20 protein-coding genes are annotated in these 21,151 nt (G+C 52.5%); 10 read left to right on the top strand and 10 right to left on the bottom strand.

Annotated elements, in window-relative coordinates:
* Positions 1-70: 70 nt before the first annotated feature.
* The 5 genes from INP77_RS06945 to panC form a co-directional block, all read right to left on the bottom strand.
* Complete coding sequence (locus INP77_RS06945) at positions 71-1,504, bottom strand: deoxyribodipyrimidine photo-lyase (protein WP_194748278.1); 1,434 nt, start codon at positions 1,502-1,504, stop codon at positions 71-73.
* A gap of 2 nt (positions 1,505-1,506) precedes the next feature.
* On the bottom strand, positions 1,507-1,974 hold the full coding sequence (rlmH, locus tag INP77_RS06950; protein WP_194748279.1) for a 23S rRNA (pseudouridine(1915)-N(3))-methyltransferase RlmH: 468 nt from the start codon (positions 1,972-1,974) through the stop codon (positions 1,507-1,509).
* Positions 1,975-2,005: 31 nt separating this feature from the next.
* Positions 2,006-2,377 carry a ribosome silencing factor gene (gene rsfS / locus INP77_RS06955; RefSeq protein ID WP_194748280.1) on the bottom strand — a complete coding sequence of 124 codons (372 nt, stop codon included), beginning with the start codon at positions 2,375-2,377 and terminating at the stop codon, positions 2,006-2,008.
* A gap of 14 nt (positions 2,378-2,391) precedes the next feature.
* Positions 2,392-2,772, bottom strand: coding sequence for an aspartate 1-decarboxylase (panD, locus tag INP77_RS06960; protein ID WP_194748281.1), 381 nt, complete (start codon positions 2,770-2,772; stop codon positions 2,392-2,394).
* A gap of 106 nt (positions 2,773-2,878) precedes the next feature.
* Positions 2,879-3,733, bottom strand: a complete 855-nt coding sequence (panC, locus tag INP77_RS06965) for a pantoate--beta-alanine ligase (protein WP_194748282.1) — start codon at positions 3,731-3,733, stop codon at positions 2,879-2,881.
* A gap of 345 nt (positions 3,734-4,078) precedes the next feature.
* On the opposite strand from panC, the gene mscL reads away from it, so the two are divergent.
* Positions 4,079-4,498, top strand: a complete 420-nt coding sequence (gene mscL, locus INP77_RS06970) for a large conductance mechanosensitive channel protein MscL (RefSeq protein WP_194748283.1) — start codon at positions 4,079-4,081, stop codon at positions 4,496-4,498.
* A 79-nt stretch (positions 4,499-4,577) separates the two neighbouring features.
* On the opposite strand, the gene INP77_RS06975 is transcribed toward mscL, so the two are convergent.
* A complete protein-coding gene (locus INP77_RS06975; protein ID WP_228518768.1) occupies positions 4,578-4,991 on the bottom strand; it encodes a hypothetical protein in 414 nt (137 codons plus the stop codon).
* Between the two features lie 92 nt (positions 4,992-5,083).
* Positions 5,084-5,944, bottom strand: coding sequence for an HlyC/CorC family transporter (locus tag INP77_RS06980; RefSeq protein ID WP_194748284.1), 861 nt, complete (start codon positions 5,942-5,944; stop codon positions 5,084-5,086).
* A gap of 249 nt (positions 5,945-6,193) precedes the next feature.
* Here INP77_RS06980 and INP77_RS06985 point away from each other — a divergent pair, with 249 nt between their 5' ends.
* Positions 6,194-9,778 (top strand): DUF748 domain-containing protein, encoded by a 3,585-nt coding sequence (locus tag INP77_RS06985; RefSeq protein WP_228518769.1) that lies wholly within the window; start codon positions 6,194-6,196, stop codon positions 9,776-9,778.
* 192 nt (positions 9,779-9,970) lie between these two features.
* On the opposite strand, the gene INP77_RS06990 is transcribed toward INP77_RS06985, so the two are convergent.
* From INP77_RS06990 to INP77_RS07000, 3 genes are read right to left on the bottom strand one after another with little or no spacing between them, the layout of a single operon-like run.
* On the bottom strand, positions 9,971-10,612 hold the full coding sequence (locus INP77_RS06990) for a site-2 protease family protein (protein ID WP_194748286.1): 642 nt from the start codon (positions 10,610-10,612) through the stop codon (positions 9,971-9,973).
* Between the two features lie 21 nt (positions 10,613-10,633).
* A complete protein-coding gene (locus tag INP77_RS06995) occupies positions 10,634-11,245 on the bottom strand; it encodes an L-threonylcarbamoyladenylate synthase (RefSeq protein ID WP_194748287.1) in 612 nt (203 codons plus the stop codon).
* Positions 11,246-11,251: 6 nt separating this feature from the next.
* On the bottom strand, positions 11,252-12,103 hold the full coding sequence (locus tag INP77_RS07000; protein WP_194748288.1) for a PHP domain-containing protein: 852 nt from the start codon (positions 12,101-12,103) through the stop codon (positions 11,252-11,254).
* Positions 12,104-12,232: 129 nt separating this feature from the next.
* Between INP77_RS07000 and INP77_RS07005 the strand changes: the two genes are divergently transcribed.
* The 8 genes from INP77_RS07005 to purL all read left to right on the top strand — a co-directional run bounded on the left by INP77_RS07005 (position 12,233) and on the right by purL (position 21,107).
* Positions 12,233-12,778: a septation protein A gene (locus INP77_RS07005; protein WP_194748289.1), complete on the top strand. Its 546-nt coding sequence runs from the start codon at positions 12,233-12,235 to the stop codon at positions 12,776-12,778.
* A 50-nt stretch (positions 12,779-12,828) separates the two neighbouring features.
* Positions 12,829-13,128: a YciI family protein gene (locus tag INP77_RS07010; RefSeq protein ID WP_194748290.1), complete on the top strand. Its 300-nt coding sequence runs from the start codon at positions 12,829-12,831 to the stop codon at positions 13,126-13,128.
* Positions 13,128-13,391, top strand: a complete 264-nt coding sequence (locus INP77_RS07015) for a BolA family transcriptional regulator (protein ID WP_194748291.1) — start codon at positions 13,128-13,130, stop codon at positions 13,389-13,391. Before INP77_RS07010 ends, INP77_RS07015 begins: the two co-directional genes overlap by 1 nt.
* 57 nt (positions 13,392-13,448) lie before the next feature.
* Positions 13,449-14,258, top strand: a complete 810-nt coding sequence (locus INP77_RS07020) for a peptidylprolyl isomerase (RefSeq protein WP_194748292.1) — start codon at positions 13,449-13,451, stop codon at positions 14,256-14,258.
* Between the two features lie 165 nt (positions 14,259-14,423).
* Positions 14,424-14,672: a FeoA family protein gene (locus INP77_RS07025; protein WP_194748293.1), complete on the top strand. Its 249-nt coding sequence runs from the start codon at positions 14,424-14,426 to the stop codon at positions 14,670-14,672.
* A complete protein-coding gene (feoB, locus tag INP77_RS07030) occupies positions 14,669-16,459 on the top strand; it encodes a ferrous iron transport protein B (protein WP_194748294.1) in 1,791 nt (596 codons plus the stop codon). The genes INP77_RS07025 and feoB overlap by 4 nt, the downstream gene beginning before the upstream one ends.
* Before the next feature lie 83 nt (positions 16,460-16,542).
* Entirely contained in the window at positions 16,543-17,052 is a 510-nt protein-coding gene (locus INP77_RS07035; RefSeq protein WP_194748295.1) for a PepSY domain-containing protein, read from the top strand.
* Between the two features lie 143 nt (positions 17,053-17,195).
* A complete protein-coding gene (gene purL, locus INP77_RS07040; RefSeq protein WP_194748296.1) occupies positions 17,196-21,107 on the top strand; it encodes a phosphoribosylformylglycinamidine synthase in 3,912 nt (1,303 codons plus the stop codon).
* The last annotated feature ends 44 nt before the right edge of the window (positions 21,108-21,151 follow it).

A 21,151-nucleotide genomic window follows, 5' to 3' on the forward strand; every position in this document is an offset into this window, starting at 1 on the left:
GGCTGTGTTTTGCCTTGATCCAGACTCCGCCCCAATCCCGATTAAAATGTTCTTCATTCTACCTCAAATGTCATTTGGGCTTCACATTATTTTTGTATAGGCGCAACGCCTGTTCCCGCTGTATTGCGTGATCTACAACAGGCCGAGGATAATTCAATGCAACGCCTTGATTAAATAAGCTTTGCTTGTGATATTTCGCTGCCCATGGCGCATGAATTTGATCATCATTCAGGTGTGCCAATTCTGGCACATATTTGCGGATAAATTTGCCTTGCGGATCAAACTTTTCAGATTGCGACTGTGGATTGAAGATCCTGAAATACGGTTGCGCATCGCAACCGGTGGAGGCCGCCCACTGCCAGCCACCGTTGTTGGCCGCAAAATCAAAATCGATCAGCTTTTGTGCGAAATATTGCTCACCCCATCGCCAGTCGATGAGCAAATCCTTGACCAGAAAACTGGCGACAATCATGCGTAACCGGTTATGCATATAGCCGGTCTGGTTCAACTGCCGCATGGCCGCATCCACGATCGGGAAACCGGTTTGGCCAGCGCACCAGGCCTCAAACCAGGGCTGGTGATTGAGGAAAGCCAACCCCTCATATTCAGCCTTAAAAGCCGTGCCCTGCTGCAAGTCTGGCCGATGATACAAAACCTGGAAATAAAAATCGCGCCAGATGAGCTCATTGAGCCAGATGGCCGCGCCTTCATTGCCGGTCTGCGTCAATTGCCAGGCCGCATGCGCCAATTGGCGGATTGAAATGGTGCCAAAACGCAAATGTACCGACAGGTAAGACACGCCCTTGATGGCAGGAAAATTGCGCGCATCGTGATACTGGCTGATCCGCTGCAGAAAGTCATTAAACAGCTGCTGCGCACCAGCCATCCCGGTCGGCAAACGCATGGCTTTCAGATTAGTCTCCTCAAACCCCAGTGAGGTCAAAGCGGGCATTGCTTGCGGCGGCAGTGGCGCCAGTTGACCGAGATACTTTTCAGTTGGATACGCTTGCAAATAAAAAGGGCTGAGTTTTGCCAGGTGGGCATTCTTGTAGGGTGTAAAGACGCCATAAGGCTTACCAGCCTGTGTCAGGATCTCGTCTTGTTCAAACAAGACCTGATCTTTAAACAAAAACAGTGACTGACCTAAAGCCGCCAGGGATTGTCTGACGGCCTCATCACGCGCGATCGCGGTGGGCTCATAATCACGATTTGCATAGACGGCAGAGACTTTCAGGCGTGCTGCCAAGGCAGGAATCTCTTCCCTGGCAGCGCCATGCAACACAATCAGATCCGCACCTCTTGCTTGCAGCGCCTGCTTGAGTTCACGTGCGCTTTCCCAGATAAACTCGACTCTGCGGTCGGCTTTATCGGTAAGGGCATCCAGGATTTCAGTATCAAAAACAAATGCGAGATAGACTTGCGCATGTTGTTTGAGTGCGTGGTAGAGGGCAGCATGATCATGGTCGCGCAAATCGCGACGCAGCCAGACCAGGGCATTGGACATTCTTATTCTCGGTGGTAAGGATGATTGCTTAGAACCGTATGCGCACGATAAAGTTGCTCGGTCAGCATCACTCTGACCATGCCATGCGGCATCGTGAGCTTGGATAGGCTGAATAACCATTGCGCCTGACTTTTCAATTGCGGATGCAAGCCGTCAGCACCGCCTATGACCAAAGCCACATCGCGCCCCATTTCCTGCCAGGATTTGAGTTTATCGGCCAGTTGCAAGGTGGTGACAGCCTGCCCACGCTCATCCAGTGCCACCAGATAGTCTTTACCGACCACCTCGAGAATGCGCTTGGCTTCCGCTTCTTGGACCACTTCACTGTTTTTGCCCGAAGCGCGCTTGTCAGGCTTAATTTCAATGATGCGCGTCTCAAGTTCGCGCGGCATGCGCTTAAGGTATTCCGCGCAGGCAGACTCCACCCAGTCGGGCATTTTGTGGCCGACCGAGATGATATTGAGTTTCATGCGGGATAAAAAGAATGACCTTGCGTCAGAATCAGGCGGCCGAGGCGGTGCGGCGAGACTGTGACTCGCTCCACAGCTGCTCGATATTGTAATAGGCACGTGTAGCAGGCACCATCACATGCACGACAATGTCGCCCAAGTCGACCAGCACCCATTCACCTTCTTTTTCGCCTTCAATGCCACGCGCATCCATGCCTTTTTCTTTGAGCTTTTCGCGCACATTGTCCGCAATGGCTTTGCATTGGCGGGTGGAATTACCGCTGGCGACGATCATGTAACTGGTCATGGCGGTCATGTCGCGCACGTCCATCACCGTGATATCAAAGGCTTTGATGTCTTCCAGCGCGTCAACAACGGCCAGTTTCATGTCTTCAAGAGACATTAATGAAGTATTTGGTTGCATAGAGGGTTTCAAATTCAGGCAGCTTGCGCTGGAATATGGTTTTTCTGTTGGACGATGCGGTTCTGCGCATCGACATAAACCAGTTGTGGATGGTAATTTGCCAATTCAGCTTCTGTATATTGCGAGTAGCTGGCAATAATAATCAAGTCGTCAGGATCTGCTTTGTGGGCCGCCGCGCCATTGACAGAGATTACGCCGGAATGGCGCTCAGCACGAATCGCATAGGTGGTAAAACGCTCACCATTGTTGATGTTGTAAATCTGGATTTGCTCATACTCATGAATATTGGCCGCTTCCAGCAAGGCCTCATCAATCGCACAGCTGCCTTCATAGTGCAACTCGCTATGCGTCACACGTACCCGATGCAGCTTTGATTTCAACATGGTTCTTTGCATTGCGTTCCTTAACTCGAACACCCGCTCGCGCGGAAAAGGACGTAATTATAAAGTTATCAAGGGCTTAGCGCAAAATAAATTTATGGTTAGAAGCGGCGCATTTGGCCTACAGACTCACTTCGCAATTATCAATCAGGCGCGTCCCACCAAGCCTGGCAGCCGCCAGAACCACCCAAGCCTGGTCATTCGCATCGGGCAAGGTCAGGTCTGTTTGCCTGCGAATGTCTACATAATCGACCTGCCAGCCTTGCTGGTTTAACCCAGCCACCGCCTGTGCACACAAGCTTGCATAATCCCGCTGGCCTGCCAGCAACGCCTGTTTAATGCGCTGCAGTTGCTGATAAAGTTGCGCTGCCTGTGTTTTTTCTGTGGCAGAAAGATAGCCATTGCGAGAACTCATGGCCAGGCCAGAAGGCTCGCGCACAGTCTCGCCCGCCACAATCTCGACGTTAAAATTGAGTTGCCGCACCAGCGCGCGGATCACCATCAATTGCTGGTAATCTTTTTTGCCGAACACGGCCACCTGCGGCTGCACCATATTAAACAGCTTGGCGACCACCGTTGCCACGCCGACAAAATGCCCGGGCCGGCTGGCCCCGCATAATTCATTGGCCAGTGCGGGCGGTTGTATCACAACGGCTTGCCGCAAATCCTGCCCATCAAAATCCGGGTACATTTCAGTGACGGTAGGCGCAAATACCACGTCCGCCCCTACCGCTTCCAACTGTTCACAGTCGGCCGCCAAGGTGCGTGGATAGTTGCCAAAATCTTCGTTCACCCCAAACTGCAAGGGATTGACAAAGATACTCACCACAACAATCTCCGCGAGCTGCTTGGCCTGCGTCACTAATTGGCAATGTCCTGCATGCAAATTGCCCATCGTCGGGACAAAGCCCACCCTTGCTTGCGGATGACGGGCTAAAAAGGCGCGTAACTCGCGCACACTGTGACACACTTGCATCAATCATTCATCCAACAAAAACACAATTCCGGCAATATATCACAGGCCTCTCGCACCAGCGGCCCATCACCTGGCGTTTAACCCAAGCATTGACAAGCACATCCCTCATTGCCTATAGTCGCTTTAGGGCACTTCTATAAACTCAGTTTGCGAGCCTGCGTTTCACGCAGGGCCTCTTGAAACCACTAACATCGTCATACGGTGTTGTTTATAAAAAAAATTTCCTGCCCTCGCAACCAGAGACTGCATCTCCTTCTTTAATCGCACCTCGTCTTGCTTTGCGACTTGAATTTATAAAAGTGTCCTTTACAATCTTAATCTTTAAAAACAATGGTGGGAGAAGTCATGAGCGTCATTTCAGAATTCAAGCAGTTCGCCCTTAAAGGCAATGTCATGGACCTGGCAGTCGGTGTCATTATTGGTGGGGCCTTTGGCAAAATTGTGGCCTCACTGGTAGATGATGTCATCATGCCCGTGGTCGGCAAGATTTTTGGCGGCTTTGATTTCAGCAATTTATATGTGCCCCTTAACGGCCAATCGGCTGACCTGGCATTGGCAGAAGCCAAAAAACTGGGGGCAGTGCTGGCCTACGGCAACTTTCTGACCATCGTGCTCAACTTTATTATCCTGGCATTTATTATTTTCCAGATGGTGAAATTCATGAACCGCCTGAAAACCGCGGATGAACCGGCCCCTGCCGCACCTGCGCCGACCCCGGAAGATATTGTGCTACTGCGCGAAATCCGTGATAGCCTGAAAAAATAATCAATTAAATCAGGGTTATCGGGGTTAAAAACACAAAGGGCGCCTGAGCGCCCTTTGTGTTTGATCCCGCAATAAAGAATTAAATGCCTGCCGGATTGGGATTGGGCACTTCGTAGGTTTGACCACTGCTGGCGTCAGACCCATCATTATTCAAAAACACCACCACGCTGACCTGGTCTTCCACAATATCCAGCTCGGTCGTTGGGTAGTAAGCTCCCTTCGCATCCTTGTTGATGTTGTGATAATGCCAGATGGAGGCAACCACCCGTCCACTGTCCTTGAGTTTCACATCTTCTGCGCGGGCAGGTTCGCCCAGCAATGCAATCAATTCGGTCCGGCTCATCTTGCCGACTTTATCCACAAAGGCCTGCTCGTCTTCTGGAATCGCTCCCGTCGTAACGGTCCCCGGCGTCGCCCCTGCCCATAATGCACTGCTCACTGATAACAATCCAACTGCCAACACCCCGTGCAACCAAGTTTGTGCTCTCATCATCACTCTCCTTATGTTCAAACACTCAGGCAATCAAAACGATCATTAGGTTCCATTTGCAGCCGCTACGCATAGGCTGGCGGCGGCGCTGTGGTCTAGACCGACTCAATAGGATAGGCTTCTTCTGGCAATAGCTCTACCAATAACACATGTACACGACGGCTGTCAGCATGCACCACAGTCACACTCAGGTTTTGGATGCGGATATGCTCGCCGCGCTTGGGTAAATGACCAAAATAGTTGACCACCAGCCCACCCACGGTTGAAAACTCTTCGTCACTAAACGTGGTGCCAATGGCTTCATTAAACTCAGGGATTTCAGTCAAGGCTTTGACACGGTATTTACCCGGCGCCTGCTGGATAATATTGCCCTCGCCTTCGTCATCATCATATTCGTCTTCAATATCCCCAACAATCTGCTCCAGCACGTCTTCAATGGTCACCATGCCCGCCACACCGCCGTACTCATCCACCACAATGGCAATATGATTGCGGTTGCTGCGAAACTCCTTGAGCAATACATTCAGGCGCTTGGATTCGGGGATAAACACGGCCGGACGCAACATGTCGCGCAGTTCAAACGACTCATTTGCATAGTAACGAAGCAGGTCTTTGGCCAGCAGGATGCCGATCACATCATTCTTGTTGTCTTCAATCACGGGGAAGCGGGAGTGTGCCGTTTCAATGACAAACGGCAGGAAACTGTCTGGCGGTTGAGCGATATCAATCACATCCATTTGCGAGCGCGGAATCATGATGTCGCGCACTTGCATTTCACTGACTTGCAAAACACCTTCGATCATGGCCAGTGAATCGCCATCCATCAGGTGGTTTTCATAAGCGCCATGCAGCAATTCAACAAGCTGCTCTCGATCTTCTGGCTCACGCAACAGAAAATGACTTAATCGTTCTAAAAGAGAGGGTTTATGAGATAACTTATCCGGCTCCGAAGCCATATTTACTGCTGAAAACAGCATCCTGTATAACGAGATGACTTAAGCATACATGAAAACAGATGACCATGTCACCTTCACCTCACCAGCCCTCTGATTTGGCTCAAGATTTGCCCAGGCAAGCTGCGATCACGCTATAAACATTTAAATTCTGCTAAATTATCGCCTATGCTCAATCGCTTGCGTTCCTATTCTTCTCGTTTTCGCCTGCCTCATTCGGGCCGACTGGCGCAAATCGCATTATCAGTACCGTTGAGGATCGTCGCCGGACTGGTGGTTTTCTACCTGCTGTTTGCCTGGCTGGCTGTGAACCCGCTGGCCAAATGGTTGTTGCCCTGGGTTGCCGAAACACAGCTGGCCAGCAAAGCTAGCGTCGACAAGGTCACGTTTGCCCCCTTCAGCCTGACCACCACCATCGAAAAACTCTCACTCACTGATCAGCAAGGCGCGCCCCTGGCTGCGTTTGACCGACTGGTAGTCGATCTTGACGCCAGCGGGCTGTTTAAATGGGCATGGAAACTCAAGCAGATCCAGTTGACAGGCCCACATGTGAATGTGATGGTCTCCAAACAAGGTAAACTCAACTGGGCAGACCTGATCGCCAAACTCAATGAAAATCCCTCGCCGCCAGATCAGGACCTGCCCCGAGTCATTATTGAAAAAATTATCATGAGCCAGGGCAATATTGAATACCTGGATGCACAGCACGACCAGCCTTTGCGCGCCTCCCTCAAGCCGCTGGATTTTGAACTTGAAGGCTTTTCTACCCTGCCCCAAGACCGCGGCGACTACCTGATCGCGGCAAAACTGCCCTATCAGGGCGGCACCGTGAAGTGGAAAGGTAACTTCGGCGTCAATCCCCTCGCATCGCAAGGGCAACTGTCGATTGAGGCGTTACAAATTGCCAAGGTGATGCAGTGGGTCAACACAGCGGCGCTGCCCGTTAAAGTTGAGACCGGGGCTTTTTCTGGTCAGTTGAACTATGCATTTTCCATGCATCAGCAACAACCAAAGCTGCAGCTCAGTGATGTCCAGCTACGCATTGAGGACTTGGGGGCGACAATGGCGCCAGCGGACAAACTTACCTGGGCCTCATTCACGGTTACCACCAAACAGCTGACGCTACTCCCTGCTGCGCAACTCAGCCTGCAGGGTCATGATATCGACATGACCCTGAATCAGCTCAAGCTACAAAAGCCGCAAGCGGCCGTCTCAATGGCCAGCAGCCAGCTGTCACTGCCCAGTCTCAGTTTCACGCTGGATAAACAAGCACAGCTTCAGTTTGAAAATCTGGATGTTCATCTGCAACAGGCGCAGGTACAGCATGGCCAGCAAACCTTGCTCAGCCTGCCCGAACTGGCGCTGGAACACGCCAGTTTCAACCTGGCTGACCGTCGTGCGAAGATCGGGCTCGTCCATCTCAATCAGGGACAATTATCCGCCACGCAGCTGGCCTCTGGCTTGCTGGATTGGCAACAGAGCTTCGAACCAGCCGTCGCAAAAAATACGTCAACCACCCAACCCACAGCCGAGCAAACAGCTCAAACAACTGAAAGCAAGCCGTTCCATTTGAGCATTGACGAAATAGCCCTCGCGCACTGGCACCTGACCTATACCAGCCACCAGTTCGCCAAACCGCTGCAGGCAACGGTAGGCGACATGAATCTGCAATTGGCCTTGGATCATGCTGAAGACCTGACGCTCAGTAACATGCAACTGGATGCCAGCCAACTCGCGCTGCAATCGGATAAACAAACGCTAGCACAACTCGGCAAGCTATCGGTAGGCAAAGTACATCTGGCGCTGGCGCAACAAAAAGCTGAGGTCGCGGCGATCCAGTTAAGCGGTCTGAAAACCTCGGTGATTCGCCAGGCCGACCAGCGCTTGAACTGGCAAACCCTGCTCGCAACACCCCCGGCAGAAGCCCACAAGAATACGGCGACTTCACCCACCGCGACAACGCAGAAAACTGCATGGACCTATAGTCTCAAACAGCTAGCCTTGCAGCAGGCTGAGGTGCATATTGAGGATCAATCGACCTCAAGCCCCATGATCCTGGATGTGACCGATGGTCAACTCTCGCTGACTGACTTGACCCAGAATCTAACACGCTGGCTTCCGGTCAAGGCTGGTTTCAAGGTCAAACAAGGCGGTCAATTGAACCTGCAAGGCAAGATCGCGGCGGCCCCTTTTAAAGCAGACCTGCAAACACAGCTGAGTCAGTTATCTTTAAAACCCTTTGCGCCCTACCTAGCACAAGTCACCTTACTCAAACTGGAAGATGGCGCAGTCGGTTTAGAAGGCAGGTTACAACAATCCACGCAAGGCTCAACCCGCTTTGATGGCGGCTTCACCGTCAACCAGCTCTCGATTATTGAGGAAGAAAGCCAGCAACCATTCTTGCGCTGGCAAACCTTACAGGCAGACGGTGTATCGCTATCAGTGGCACCGAACAAATTGCAAATCGACACCTTGAGTGTGAGCCAACCGCAGACCAAGTTTATGATTGCTGCCGATCGCAGCCTGAACGTAAGCAAGCTCATGCGTACTGTGCCCGCTTCTGACCATCCGCCTGCAAGCAATGCAACAACATCGACCAGTACAAGCGCAGCAACCGCGGCGGCAAACGCAAGTAAACAGAGTGATTTTCCGGTCAATATAGACAGTGTGCGGATCAACAATGCCGAACTGGACTTTGCCGACTTGTCATTGCCGCAGCCATTTGGCACGCATATTAACAATCTGGGCGGGGTGATTAACGGCATTTCGAGCAACCCGGCTTCCACAGCCCAGGTAGAGATGGATGGCAAGGTGGATGACTATGGCGCTGCCCGCATCCGTGGCAGCTTGCAGCCATTTAACACCGGCGAATTTACCGACCTTAAACTGGCGTTCACTAATCTGGAAATGAACCGGCTAACCCCCTATTCCGGCAAATTTGCCGGGCGCAAGATCACCTCAGGCAAGCTGTCTGTCGATCTCGAATACAAGATCAAGCAGCGCAAGCTGGCTGGAGAAAACAAATTCGTTATTCACAAACTGACCTTGGGCGAGCGCGTAGACAGCAAGGATGCCGCCAACCTCCCCCTGGATCTGGCGATTGCCATTCTTGAAGACAGCAATGGCGTCATTGACCTCGACCTGCCAGTCAGTGGCAGCCTGGATGACCCCAAGTTCAGCATAGGCGGGATTGTCTGGAAAGCCTTTACCAACATTCTGACCAAAATCGTGACAGCGCCATTTAGCGCCTTGGGTAAGCTGTTTGGCAGCAGTGAAAAGCTGGAGGCCATTCTGTTTGATCCCGGTACGGCGGCTTTATCCCCGCCTGAGCAGGAAAAACTGCAGGCAGTGAGCAGCGCGCTTAACAAACGGCAGCAATTGAAGCTGGGCGTGGTGCCGGCTTACGATATCGCTGCAGATACACGCGCCCTGCAGGAAAGCAGCCTGCGTAAGCAAGTGGCTGCGGAAATGGGCATCGTACTGAAGGCAGACCAGACACCGGGACCGATAGACCTCAACAACCCCAAAGTGCAATCTGCGCTCAAGGCCTTGCATGACCGCTTAACCAACAAAGGCCTGCTAAAGCGGCTTGCTTCAAAGCTGGAAAAAACACCGGCCGGATTTTATGAACAGGCACAAGAGACCTTGACGACCAGTATCCCGGTTTCAGAAGCGGACTTACAGGCCTTAGCAAAATCACGGGCAAACGCAATTCAGCAGCAATTGCTGGCCGCAGGCCTGAGCCAGGATCGCATCGCCCTCGCACCGCCAGTGGCCGCAAAAGCAGAGCGCGCTTTGGTACCAACCAAGCTAACGCTAGAGGCGATCAAGCATTAATGTGAGCGGTGTCATGACGGCTGAAACGTTGAATTTACTCCCGAAGCGAGTCGATTTGGTTATTGTGTCCTCTGAGTCCACTGTGGCTTAAAAATATAGCCAAGATTAATGATCAATACCTGATTTAACTCAGGATTGAAAGGCAGAGGCAGCGGCTCAAGCCGCAACGAATCAACCAAGTTGGGCTCGCCGTTAGAACACCAACACAGTGAGCAAATGCTGAAAAAAGCGCAGCACCGGCGACAGCACTATCCCCAAAATACCGGTAAACAGGAGTGCAATCAGTATCAGCATGCCGTAACGCTCAAGCTGGGCAAATTTGATCGCCGCGGACATCGGTAACAAGCTCACTGCAATGCGGCCACCGTCCAGCGGTGGCAGTGGAAACAGGTTAAGCACCAGCAACACCAGATTGATCTGTACACCCGCAAGACTCATTTGTGACACATATGCCTGGGCAGCGTCTGGAAATTGTCCCACTCTCGCCAACACCAAGCCCCAAAGCAATGCCATGACAAAATTGGACGCGGGGCCGGCCAGGGCCACCCATAGCATATCCTGCTTGGGACGGCGTAACTGGCCAAAATTCACTGGGACCGGTTTTGCCCAGCCAAACAGGATACCGCCAAATATAATGCTGATGGCGGGCAATAAAATGGTGCCGATAGGGTCAATATGTTTGAAGGGATTAAGCGTAATCCTGCCCATGCGCTCGGCGGTCAAGTCGCCAAAATATTTGGCGGCGTAACCATGGGCAGCTTCATGCACAGTAATCGCAAACAGGATAGGCAGTGCGTAGGCAGCAATTTTTTGTACAACGGTCAGTTCTTCCATGCAAATAGCTTTCAGACAACATTAAGGCCAGGGCGCGACACCTGCCCGAACCAGCGACGGCGGATCTTCGGTCAAATCCAGCACCGTGGTGGGCCCCACGTGCACGATATCACTGTCAATCACAGCATCAATCTGGTGTTCCAGCGCTTCCCGAATCTCCCATCCGACCGAGAGGGGCGCCTCGTCACCGGGTAATTGCAAGGTCATGCTCAGCATGGGCGAATCCAGCGCTTCCAGCAAGGTTTGCGTCACAATATGCTTGGGCACGCGCAAACCGATGGTGCTGCGTTTGGGGTGATGCAGGCGGCGCGGCACTTCTCTGCTAGCCTCAAGCAAAAAGGTATAAGCGCCTGGGGTCAAGGCTTTAAGTAGCCGAAACTGGCTATTGTTCACTTTGGCATAGGTGCCAATCTCGGCTAGATCACGGCAGATCAGCGTAAAGGGGTGATCATCATCCACACCACGCAACCGGCGGATGCGTGTTTGCGCGTCCTTGAACTCCATCAGGCACACCAAGGCATAACTGGAGTCAGTCGGACAAGCCAGAATACCGCCCTGCTTCAACAGCTGTACCGCTTGTTGAATCAACCGCGCCTGCGGGTTTTGCGCATGAATAATAAAGTACTGGGCCATAAAGCACTACTGCAGCAGACTGGCCTCTGGCCAATCCTGCCAGAGGGGGACACAATTGGCCGGTAAGGCGGGCAAGCGGCCCATTTCCATGAACGAAAGTCCTGGGCCATGATAGTCAGAGCCTTGAGATGCCTTCAAGTCAAAGCGATGGGCCAGTTTTGCGAACTGATCGAACTGCGGCGGCTGATGGCTACCAGTCACGACTTCTATGGCCTGTCCGCCGTAGCCCCTGAACTCGTGCAATAGCAAATGCATATTGACGAAGCCCAGGTCATAACGGCCAGGGTGTGCCAGCACGGCGACACCGCCAGCCTGGCGAATCAAGGTCACTGCTTGTTCCAGACTCATCCACTCATGGTTGACGAACCCTGGCTTGCCTTTGACCATATATTTTTTAAAGACAGACTTGATGTTTTTAGAATGCCCTTGCTTGACAATAAACTGGGCAAAATGACTGCGTGTCATTACACTATTGCCCGCAATTTGCTTCGCACCTTCGTAGGCGCCAGCAACACCAGCCTTGGCCAGGCCTTCGGCCATTTGCCGGGCACGGACATCCCGTGCCGCATGCACCTGCTGAAAGGTGGTGATTAATTGCGGGTCGCTCGCATCAATGCGCAAGCCGACGATATGCAAGGTGCGTTTTTTCCAGGTCACCGAGATTTCGACACCATTCACCAGTGTAATGCCATGCTGCTCAGCGGCAATCCGTGCGCGCGCCAGGCCGCCGACTTCGTCATGGTCCGTCAGCGCCAGCACTCGCACACCTTTGCTTGCGGCGTGTGCAACCAACTCCTCAGGCGAGAGCAGGCCATCTGAGAGCGTGGAGTGGCAATGCAAATCTATCGGAACGGACATATTGACAGAGAGAGACTACGCTGTTGTGCGGGGACAGGATTGTCTACATATAAACTTTACTTTATGACAAGAATCATAGCAAAATAGTGCCCTCACAGATAGCAAGAATTCAGTGTACTGAAGCCAAGCATGCAAATCATCACCGATTTACTCCCCGTCATCCTGTTCTTTATCGCTTATAAAAAAGCAGGCATCTTTGCAGCCACTGCGGTCGCCATGATTAGTACGCTCTTGCTGATCGGCGTGATCTGGCTCAAACGCGGCAAAATAGACAAGATGCTGGCCATCAATGGTGCGGTGATTACCGTTCTCGGCGGCATTACCTTGTTGTTACATGACAAAACCTACATCATGTGGAAGCCGACCGCAATCTATTGGATTGGGGCACTGGCCCTGCTTTTCAGCCGCTATGCCTTCAAACGCAACCTGATTGAGCGCATGCTGGGCAAAATGATGACGCCGCCTGCCGCCACCTGGGACAAGCTAAACCTCTACTGGATTGCCTTTTTAATCGGCATGGGCATATTGAACCTCTACGTTGCCTTTCACTACAGCGAAGACGACTGGGTCAACTTCAAGTTGTTTGGGGCCACCAGCCTTATGTTTATCTTTATGATCGTGCAAGTCTTTGCGCTAAGAGCGCATTGGGTTGAACAAAATCAGCCGCCCGCCTGACTAAACGTTTAGCCAGACTTTATCGACTGCCGCAGCGAAAGAACGCCACCATGCTTTACATGATTTACGCACAGGACACCACGAACAGCTTGCCATTGCGGCTGCAGCATCGCCCGCCGCATCTGGCCAGATTGCAACAATTGCAAAACGAGGGCCGCCTGGTTTTAGCAGGCCCGTTGCCAGCCATAGACAGCGTAGACCCTGGTGAAGCAGGCTTTAGTGGCAGCCTGATTGTCGCTGAATTTGACTCATTGCAGGCGGCCACAGACTGGGCCAATGACGATCCGTTTGTGCATGCAGGCGTCTATGGCCAAGTGACCGTCAAACCGTTTAGAAAGACTTTGCCGTGATGCTGCGCGCTGAAATAGAGCAGCGCCTGCAGAGCCTGACACCGGAACACATCGAGATTCAGGATGACAGTGATTTGCACCGCGGACATGCAGGAAATACTGGCGGCGGACACTTTACCATCACGGTAAAAAGCTCGCTATTTTCAGGAAAATCACAGATAATGCGCCATCGCATGGTATATCAATGTTTGCAAGATTTAATGCCTCATCGCATCCACGCGCTCAGTATTACGGCCTTATCGACCGATGAGTCATTTATTTGAAACAATCCTGTTTTTTAATATCGCACCTAATTCAAAACGTTATTTTAAGGATATTGCATGAAATTTTTGAAAGTATTGTTGGCAATTGCTTGCTTAAGCGCAATGCCACATGTGTATGCGGCGGATGCCGACGCGGTAGCCACCGTCAATGGCAAACCGATCAAGAAATCCTGGGTAGAGTTTATCCTCAAGGATGCTGAAGCGCGTACAGGCCAAAAAGCCAACGATGGCATGAAAGCAGCCGTGGTGAATGAACTGGTTGGCTCTGAGTTGGCCTATCAGGAAGCGCAAAAAGCCGGTATTGATAAATTGCCTGACTTTGTGGTCAGTGAAGAATTGGCTCGTCGCAAGTTACTAGTGAATGCTTTCCTGGGAGATTTCATCAAGAAAAATCCTGTGACCGATGCCGAGAAAAAAGAAGCTTACGAGCAATACAAAAAAGAACTGGGTGACAAAGAGTACAACGCCCGCCACATCTTGGTGAAAACAGAAGCCGAAGCCAAAGCCATTATTGCTGACCTGAAAAAAGGGACTGACTTTGCCAAAGTGGCCAAGGAAAAATCTTTGGACCCAGGCTCCAAAGACAAAGGGGGCGATCTGGGCTGGTTCTCACCAGCTGGCATGGTCAAGCCTTTTGCTGAAGCCTTGGTTGCCCTGAAAAAAGGTGAAACCACACCTGAGCCAGTGCAGTCACAGTTTGGCTGGCATGTGATCAAGCTGGTAGACACCCGTGCACTGCAAGCACCGGCCTATGATAAAGTTCAGGAAGGTATTGAGCGTACCATTCAACAACGTAAGCTCGAAAAATACATGTTGAGCCTCAAAGACAAAGCCAAAATTGACGTGAGCGGCCTTGAGAAAAAATAAGCCGGATTCGTTTTGAGCCTGCAAAAAGCCAGCCGTTGCTGGCTTTTTTGTTGGCTGTGATGGATACCGCGATTGAGCGCGCAACTTGAGAAAAGATCGAATGAACAATTTCCTTCATTGTCATTCTAAGCTACAATCAAGAATTATTCTCATTTGAACGCAACCATGCATCTAGACGCACTGAAACCAGGGCAGACTGCCATCGTAGACCGCATTCATGCAGAGCAAGCATTGGCCCAACGCCTGAATGCCCTTGGATTTCGTAGCGGTAAGCGCATAGAGGTGATCAGACAGGCCTCGTTTAATGGGCCGTTACATGTCCGTATCGGCTCCACGGATGTGATCATCCGCCTGCACGATGCCAGTGCCATTCATTTACACCCCGTTGACCTGTTAGACTCCCCTGCCGTATGAAACGTGTCGCCTTACTTGGGATGCCGAATACCGGCAAATCCACCCTGTTTAACCGCCTGAGTGGTGCGTCTGCGCGCGTCGGCAACTGGCCTGGCATCACGGTCGACCTGATGAGCGCCAAGCTGCTGCTGGGGGGACATATTGCCGAGCTGATCGATTTACCCGGCCTGTATGATTTGCACGGCTTTTCTGATGATGAACACGTGGTCAGGCATTTCCTGAGCCATCACCAGATTGATCTGGTGCTGATTATCCTCAACAGTGCGCAAATCGACCGCCAGCTTTCACTCGCCTTGCAAATCCGTGCCTTGGGCTTGCCTGCAGTCCTGTTGCTCAATATGGAGGATGAGGCCAAACGGGCCGGCATCACCATCAACACCCAGGCCATGAGCAAGCAGTTAGGCATGCCTGTGCGTACCATTAGCGCCAAGTACGGGCAAGGCTGCCCGGAAGCGCTACAGCTGGCGGCAGAGACCATGCTGCAGCACCCTAATCTGACCTCGCCTGACAGTATTGCCCGCAAGCTCGAACTCGAGAATGCCATTGAGCAGGAAATGCACCACATAATCGATCAGAGCGTGCAGTTTCCTATTCAACTGAACCACACACTCACCGACCGTCTCGATAAGGTTCTGCTCCATCCCTGGTTCGGGCTGCCGCTGTTTTTGCTGTCCGTATTTTTGCTGTTCCAGTTTATTTTCAGTGTAGGCGCACCTTTGCAAGAAGGCATGGGCTGGCTGTTTGACACGCTGCGTAGCCAGGCGCTGGAACCAGCTTTGGCCTTCTTGCCGGGCTGGCTAAACGGACTGTTGCTGGACGGCTTGTATACCGGGTTTAGTACGGTGGCCGCTTTTGTACCCATCATTGTGCTATTTTTCCTGGTCATGAGCATGGTGGAAGACAGCGGCTATCTCTCACGCGCGGCTTTTCTGATGGATACGCTGATGGCCAAAATGGGGCTGGATGGCCGCGGCTTTGTCATGATGCTGATGGGGTTTGGCTGCAATGTGCCCGCACTCATGGGCACTCGCGTCATGCGCAGCCGCCCCATGCGTTTACTGACCATGCTGACGATACCGCTGTCACTGTGCTCAGCCAGACTACAGGTATTTTTATTTATCATCGCCATTCTGTTCCCGCCGTCACAAGCCGCACTGGTCTTGTTTTCGCTGTATCTGGTCAGTTTTGCCACCATTTTTATCACGGCGGTCCTGTTCAAACGCAGCTTTCAAAGCCGCGAGCCCTTTGTGCTTGAGCTGCCGCCTTATCGCTTCCCTACCCCGCAACAAATCTGGATGCGCGGCTGGCAAGAGGTGAAACATTTTCTGGCACGTGCCACCAAATTTATTGTGATTGGGGTGGTGCTGGTCTGGCTACTCACGCATTTACCTTTTTCTGCCACGCCAGCCAGCCCTGAAACCTGGGCCGGGAGCATAGGCCGCTTTTTCGCGCCCGTGCTGGACCCCATTGGCATTGACACCCAACTGGCGATTGCCCTGATTTTTGGTTTTGTTGCCAAGGAAATCGTGGTCGGCTCGCTGGCCGTGATTTATGGCCTGCAAGGGGATGCGCTCAGCCAACAAATTGCCAGCAATATCGACTGGGTACAAGGCATGAGCTTTATGCTGTTTACACTGATTTATACGCCCTGCCTGTCGACCATCGCCACACTTAAATCCGAAAGTAAAAGCAGCGGTTTTATGTGGCTGTCTTTGGCGTGGTCCCTGATGCTGGCCTGGCTGGTCAGCTTTGCCTTTTACCAAACGGCTCGTGCACTTGGCTATTGAAATTTCTTGATTTCAAACAGAAACAGGAAAATATAATCTATGTTAAAGTGAATCTTCCACTTAAAAATAAGGAGACTCTACCCATGAACAAGTCTTTAGTGATTGCAGCCGTTGCCGCTTTATTCAGCTTGTCTGCACAGGCTAACAACCACAGCCATAATGGCCCGATGGAAAAATGCATGAAAGCCGCATTGGCCAAACGTCCGGGCAAAGTCGTCTCACTGGAAGCCGAGATTGAAAAAGGCCGTGGTGCCATTTATGAGTTCGACATTGTCGGCACAGACGGCAAAGAATGGGAAGTAGAATGTGAAGCCAAAACTGGCAAGGTATTTGAAGAAGAAGTGGATGTTGACCCTAACAGCGACGAATTCAAATCCAAAGCCAAAGTGACGATGGAACAAGCCAAGAAAACTGCGCTGGACAAATATCCAGGTGACGTGGAAAGCATCGAATATGAGCTGGAAAACGGCAACCCTGTCTATGAGTTTGATATAAAGCAAGCCAACGGCAAGGAAATTGAAGTCGAAGTCGACGCAGTGACCGGCAAAATTGGTGAAACCGAAGAAGAAGTCTACGAAATCGGCAAAGACTAATTTTTTATCGTCCCCGCAGTCAGTCAAACAGCAACCGCATGGTTGCTGTTTTTATTTGGGCAGGCGCTTTGGCGCATTCGATATCAGACGCGCTTTCTGTTAAAATGGCGGTTTGAATTTTCATTGAAAAATCCAACCGCCCCATGTCTAGTCAAGCGCAATTCCTTAGCCTGCGCGGCAGCGCCGCCCTCTCTCAATTCCGTCTCGATAAACTGTATCGCGCCCTCAAAGCCAGCGCACCGAATATCGCCCATATTTACACCGAATTCGTGCACTTTGCGTTTAGCGAGTCCGCCTTGAGCGTGAGCGAGCAAGACACCCTGCGCCAGATTCTGACTTACGGTCCGCACACGGATATCGAGTCCCCGACAGGCGAGTTGCTGCTGGTGATTCCGAGGATAGGCACGATTTCGCCCTGGGCCTCACGCGCGACGGATATTGCACATAACTGTGGCCTGGGTCATCTGCTGCGTCTGGAGCGCGGCATTGCCTATTACGTGACAACTGCGAACGGCCAAGCCTTGACCGAAGCCGAGAAGCAAGCCTTGCGCACCGCCATCCAGGACCGCATGACAGAAACGGTGGTCTACCAGCTGGCGGATGCAGAAAAACTCTACCACCATGCCGATCCTAAACCTTTATCCAGTGTGGATATTTTAGCTGGCGGCAAAGCGGCGCTTGAGGCGGCCAACAGCGAGATGGGCTTAGCCCTGTCGCCAGATGAGGTGGACTACCTGCTGGAAAACTACCGCAAAATGGGCCGCAACCCGACCGATGTCGAACTCATGATGTTTGCCCAAGCCAACTCCGAGCATTGTCGCCACAAGATTTTCAATGCCGACTGGGTGATTGATGGCGTACAGCAAGAGCTGTCGCTGTTCAACATGATCCGCAACACGCACAAACTCAATCCTGGCAACACCGTGGTTGCCTACTCTGACAACAGCTCAATTGTACAAGGCCAGAAAACCAAGCGTTTTTATCCGGCAGCCGATCACAGCTACCAGTTTGTCGAAGACGACATGCATTATCTGATGAAGGTGGAAACGCATAACCACCCCACTGCCATTTCACCCTTTGCCGGGGCTGCGACTGGGGCAGGCGGTGAAATCCGTGATGAAGGTGCCACCGGCATAGGCTCTAAGCCGAAAGCAGGCTTGACCGGCTTCTCGGTCTCTAACTTGAACCTGCCTGACTTTAAACAGCCTTGGGAAACCAATTACGGCAAACCTGGCCGTATCGCTAGCCCGTTGCAAATCATGATAGACGGTCCTTTAGGCGGGGCCGCTTATAACAACGAATTTGGCCGCCCCAATATTGCCGGTTACTTCCGTACCTTTGAACTCGAAACGCCTACTGCCGATGGCAAGCGCGAAATGCGTGGCTATCACAAACCGATCATGCTGGCGGGTGGGGTCGGCAATATCTCTGACAGCCACAGCCATAAAAACAGCATTCCCCCTGGCTCAGCCCTGATTCAGCTGGGCGGCCCGGCCATGTTGATTGGCCTTGGCGGCGGCGCGGCCTCTAGTATGGATACTGGCGCCAACACGGAAAATCTGGACTTTGACTCTGTGCAACGCGGCAACCCGGAGTTGCAACGCCGTGCGCAAGAGGTGATTGATCGTTGCTGGCAAATGGGCGATAACAACCCGATTTTGAGCATACACGACGTGGGTGCCGGTGGTATTTCCAACGCCTTCCCTGAGTTGGTCAATGATGCCAAAGTCGGCGCCGTGTTCCAGTTGCGTGATGTACATAATGAAGAGCCTGGCATGAGTCCGCGCGAACTGTGGAGCAACGAAGCGCAAGAGCGCTATGTTCTCGCCGTTACGCAAGACCAGTTGCCCTTATTTGAAGCAATTTGTGAACGCGAACGTTGTCCGTTTGCCGTCGTCGGCGTCACCACGGAAGAACGTCATCTGACGGTGGAAGACCGTCATTTTGACAACAAGCCGGTGGATATGGATCTGTCTGTTCTGCTGGGCAAACCCCCAAAAATGCTGCGTGATGTCAAATCCGTGAATAAGACGCTGCCAGCGTTTGATACCGGCAACGTGGTATTGCATGATGCCGTGTCACGTGTACTGCGCTTACCAGGTGTGGCAGATAAAACCTTCCTGATTACCATTGGTGACCGTAGCGTGACCGGCCTCATCGCCCGCGACCAAATGGTCGGCCCGTGGCAAGTGCCCGTCAGCAACGTGGCGGTGACCTGTGCCGGGTTTGAAACCAATATCGGCGAAGCATTTGCCATCGGTGAAAAGGCGCCCTTAGCGCTGATCGACGCACCGGCTTCCGGCCGCATGGCCATTGGTGAAGCCATCACCAACATTGCCGCCGCCGCAATCAGTGACATTGGCAACCTCAAACTGTCCGCTAACTGGATGGCACCTGCCGGTCATGCCGGTGAAGATGCCGCGCTGTATGCCACCGTGAAAACCGTGGGCATGGAATTATGTCCGGCGCTCGGCATCAGCATCCCGGTCGGCAAAGACTCCATGAGTATGAAAACGGTCTGGCAAGATCAAGGTAAAAACAAAGCAGTCACAGCCCCCATCTCACTGGTAATCTCTGCCTTTGCCAACACGCCAGATGTGCGTAAAACCCTGACGCCGCAACTGCGCACTGATCTCGGCGACAGTCAGCTGATCCTGATCGACCTGGGCAATGGCAAAAACCGCATGGGCGGCTCGGCTTTGGCTCAAGTCTATCAACAGTTAGGCAACAGCGTGCCCGATGTCGACCAACCAGCACAACTGAAAGCATTTTTTGCCGCGATCCAGCAACTGAATCACGAAGGCAAACTACTGGCTTATCATGACCGCTCAGATGGTGGCCTGTTTGTCACACTGGCAGAAATGGCGTTTGCCGGTCATTGTGGCCTCAATCTTGACCTCAGCGCCCTGGCTGGCGACAACATTGCCCTGCTGTTTAACGAAGAATTGGGGGCAGTACTGCAAGTGCGTGCCAGCGATACGGCAACCATCGTCCAGCAATTGCAACAGCAGTTGGGTGACTGTGTGCACGCCATCGGCCACGTCACTGCCGGCCAGGACATTGTCATCGCGCTTAAACAGGCACGCTACCAGGCATCACGCATCGACCTGCACCGCATGTGGTCTGAAACCACTTACCGCATGCAGAGCCTGCGTGATAACCCGGTCTGTGCCCAGCAGGAATATGACCGCATCCTGAATGCCGACGATGCCGGCTTGCATGCGCAGCTGACTTTTGACCTCAATGACAATATTGCAGCACCGTATATCAACACCGGCAAACGCCCCAACATGGCGATTTTGCGTGAGCAAGGTGTCAACGGCCAAACCGAAATGGCGGCTGCGTTTGACCGCGCAGGTTTTAACAGCGTCGATGTGCATATGAGCGACATCATCAGCGGCCGTGTGGCACTCAAGGATTTCGCAGGCTTGGTGGCTTGCGGCGGCTTCTCTTATGGGGACGTACTTGGTGCAGGCGAAGGCTGGGCCAAGTCCATCCTGTTCAACGCGCGTGCACGCGATGAATTTAGCGCCTTCTTTAACCGTGCAGACACCTTTGCACTGGGCGTCTGTAATGGTTGCCAGATGATGAGTAACCTGCACAGCATTATTCCAGGCGCCGCGCACTGGCCGCACTTTGTGCGCAACAAGTCCGAACAGTTTGAAGCACGCGTTGCCCTGGTCGAGATTCTGGCCTCGCCGTCTATCTTCTTTGACGGCATGGCAGGCAGCCGCATGCCGATTGCTGTGGCACATGGCGAAGGGTTTACGGAATTTACTGATGCGGGCGCGGTCACAAGTGTGCTACAACAGCAACTGGCAACCGTGCGTTATGTGGACCATGTTGCGCAAGCGACCGAAGTTTACCCGTTTAACCCGAATGGTTCGCCTCAGGGCTTGACCGGGTTTACTACGCAAGATGGTCGTTTCAGCATCATGATGCCACATCCTGAACGTGTGTTTAGAGCGGTACAGCATTCCTGGCGGCCAGATGGCTGGCAGGAAGATGGTCCCTGGATGCGCATGTTCAGAAACGCACGCAAGTTTGTAGGTTAAGCGGAGTCGACCGGCCCTTACCGGCGACTTCACGAGGCCCAAAA

Source organism: Methylophilus sp. 13, assembly GCF_015354335.1.
Classification (GTDB): domain Bacteria; phylum Pseudomonadota; class Gammaproteobacteria; order Burkholderiales; family Methylophilaceae; genus Methylophilus; species Methylophilus glucosoxydans.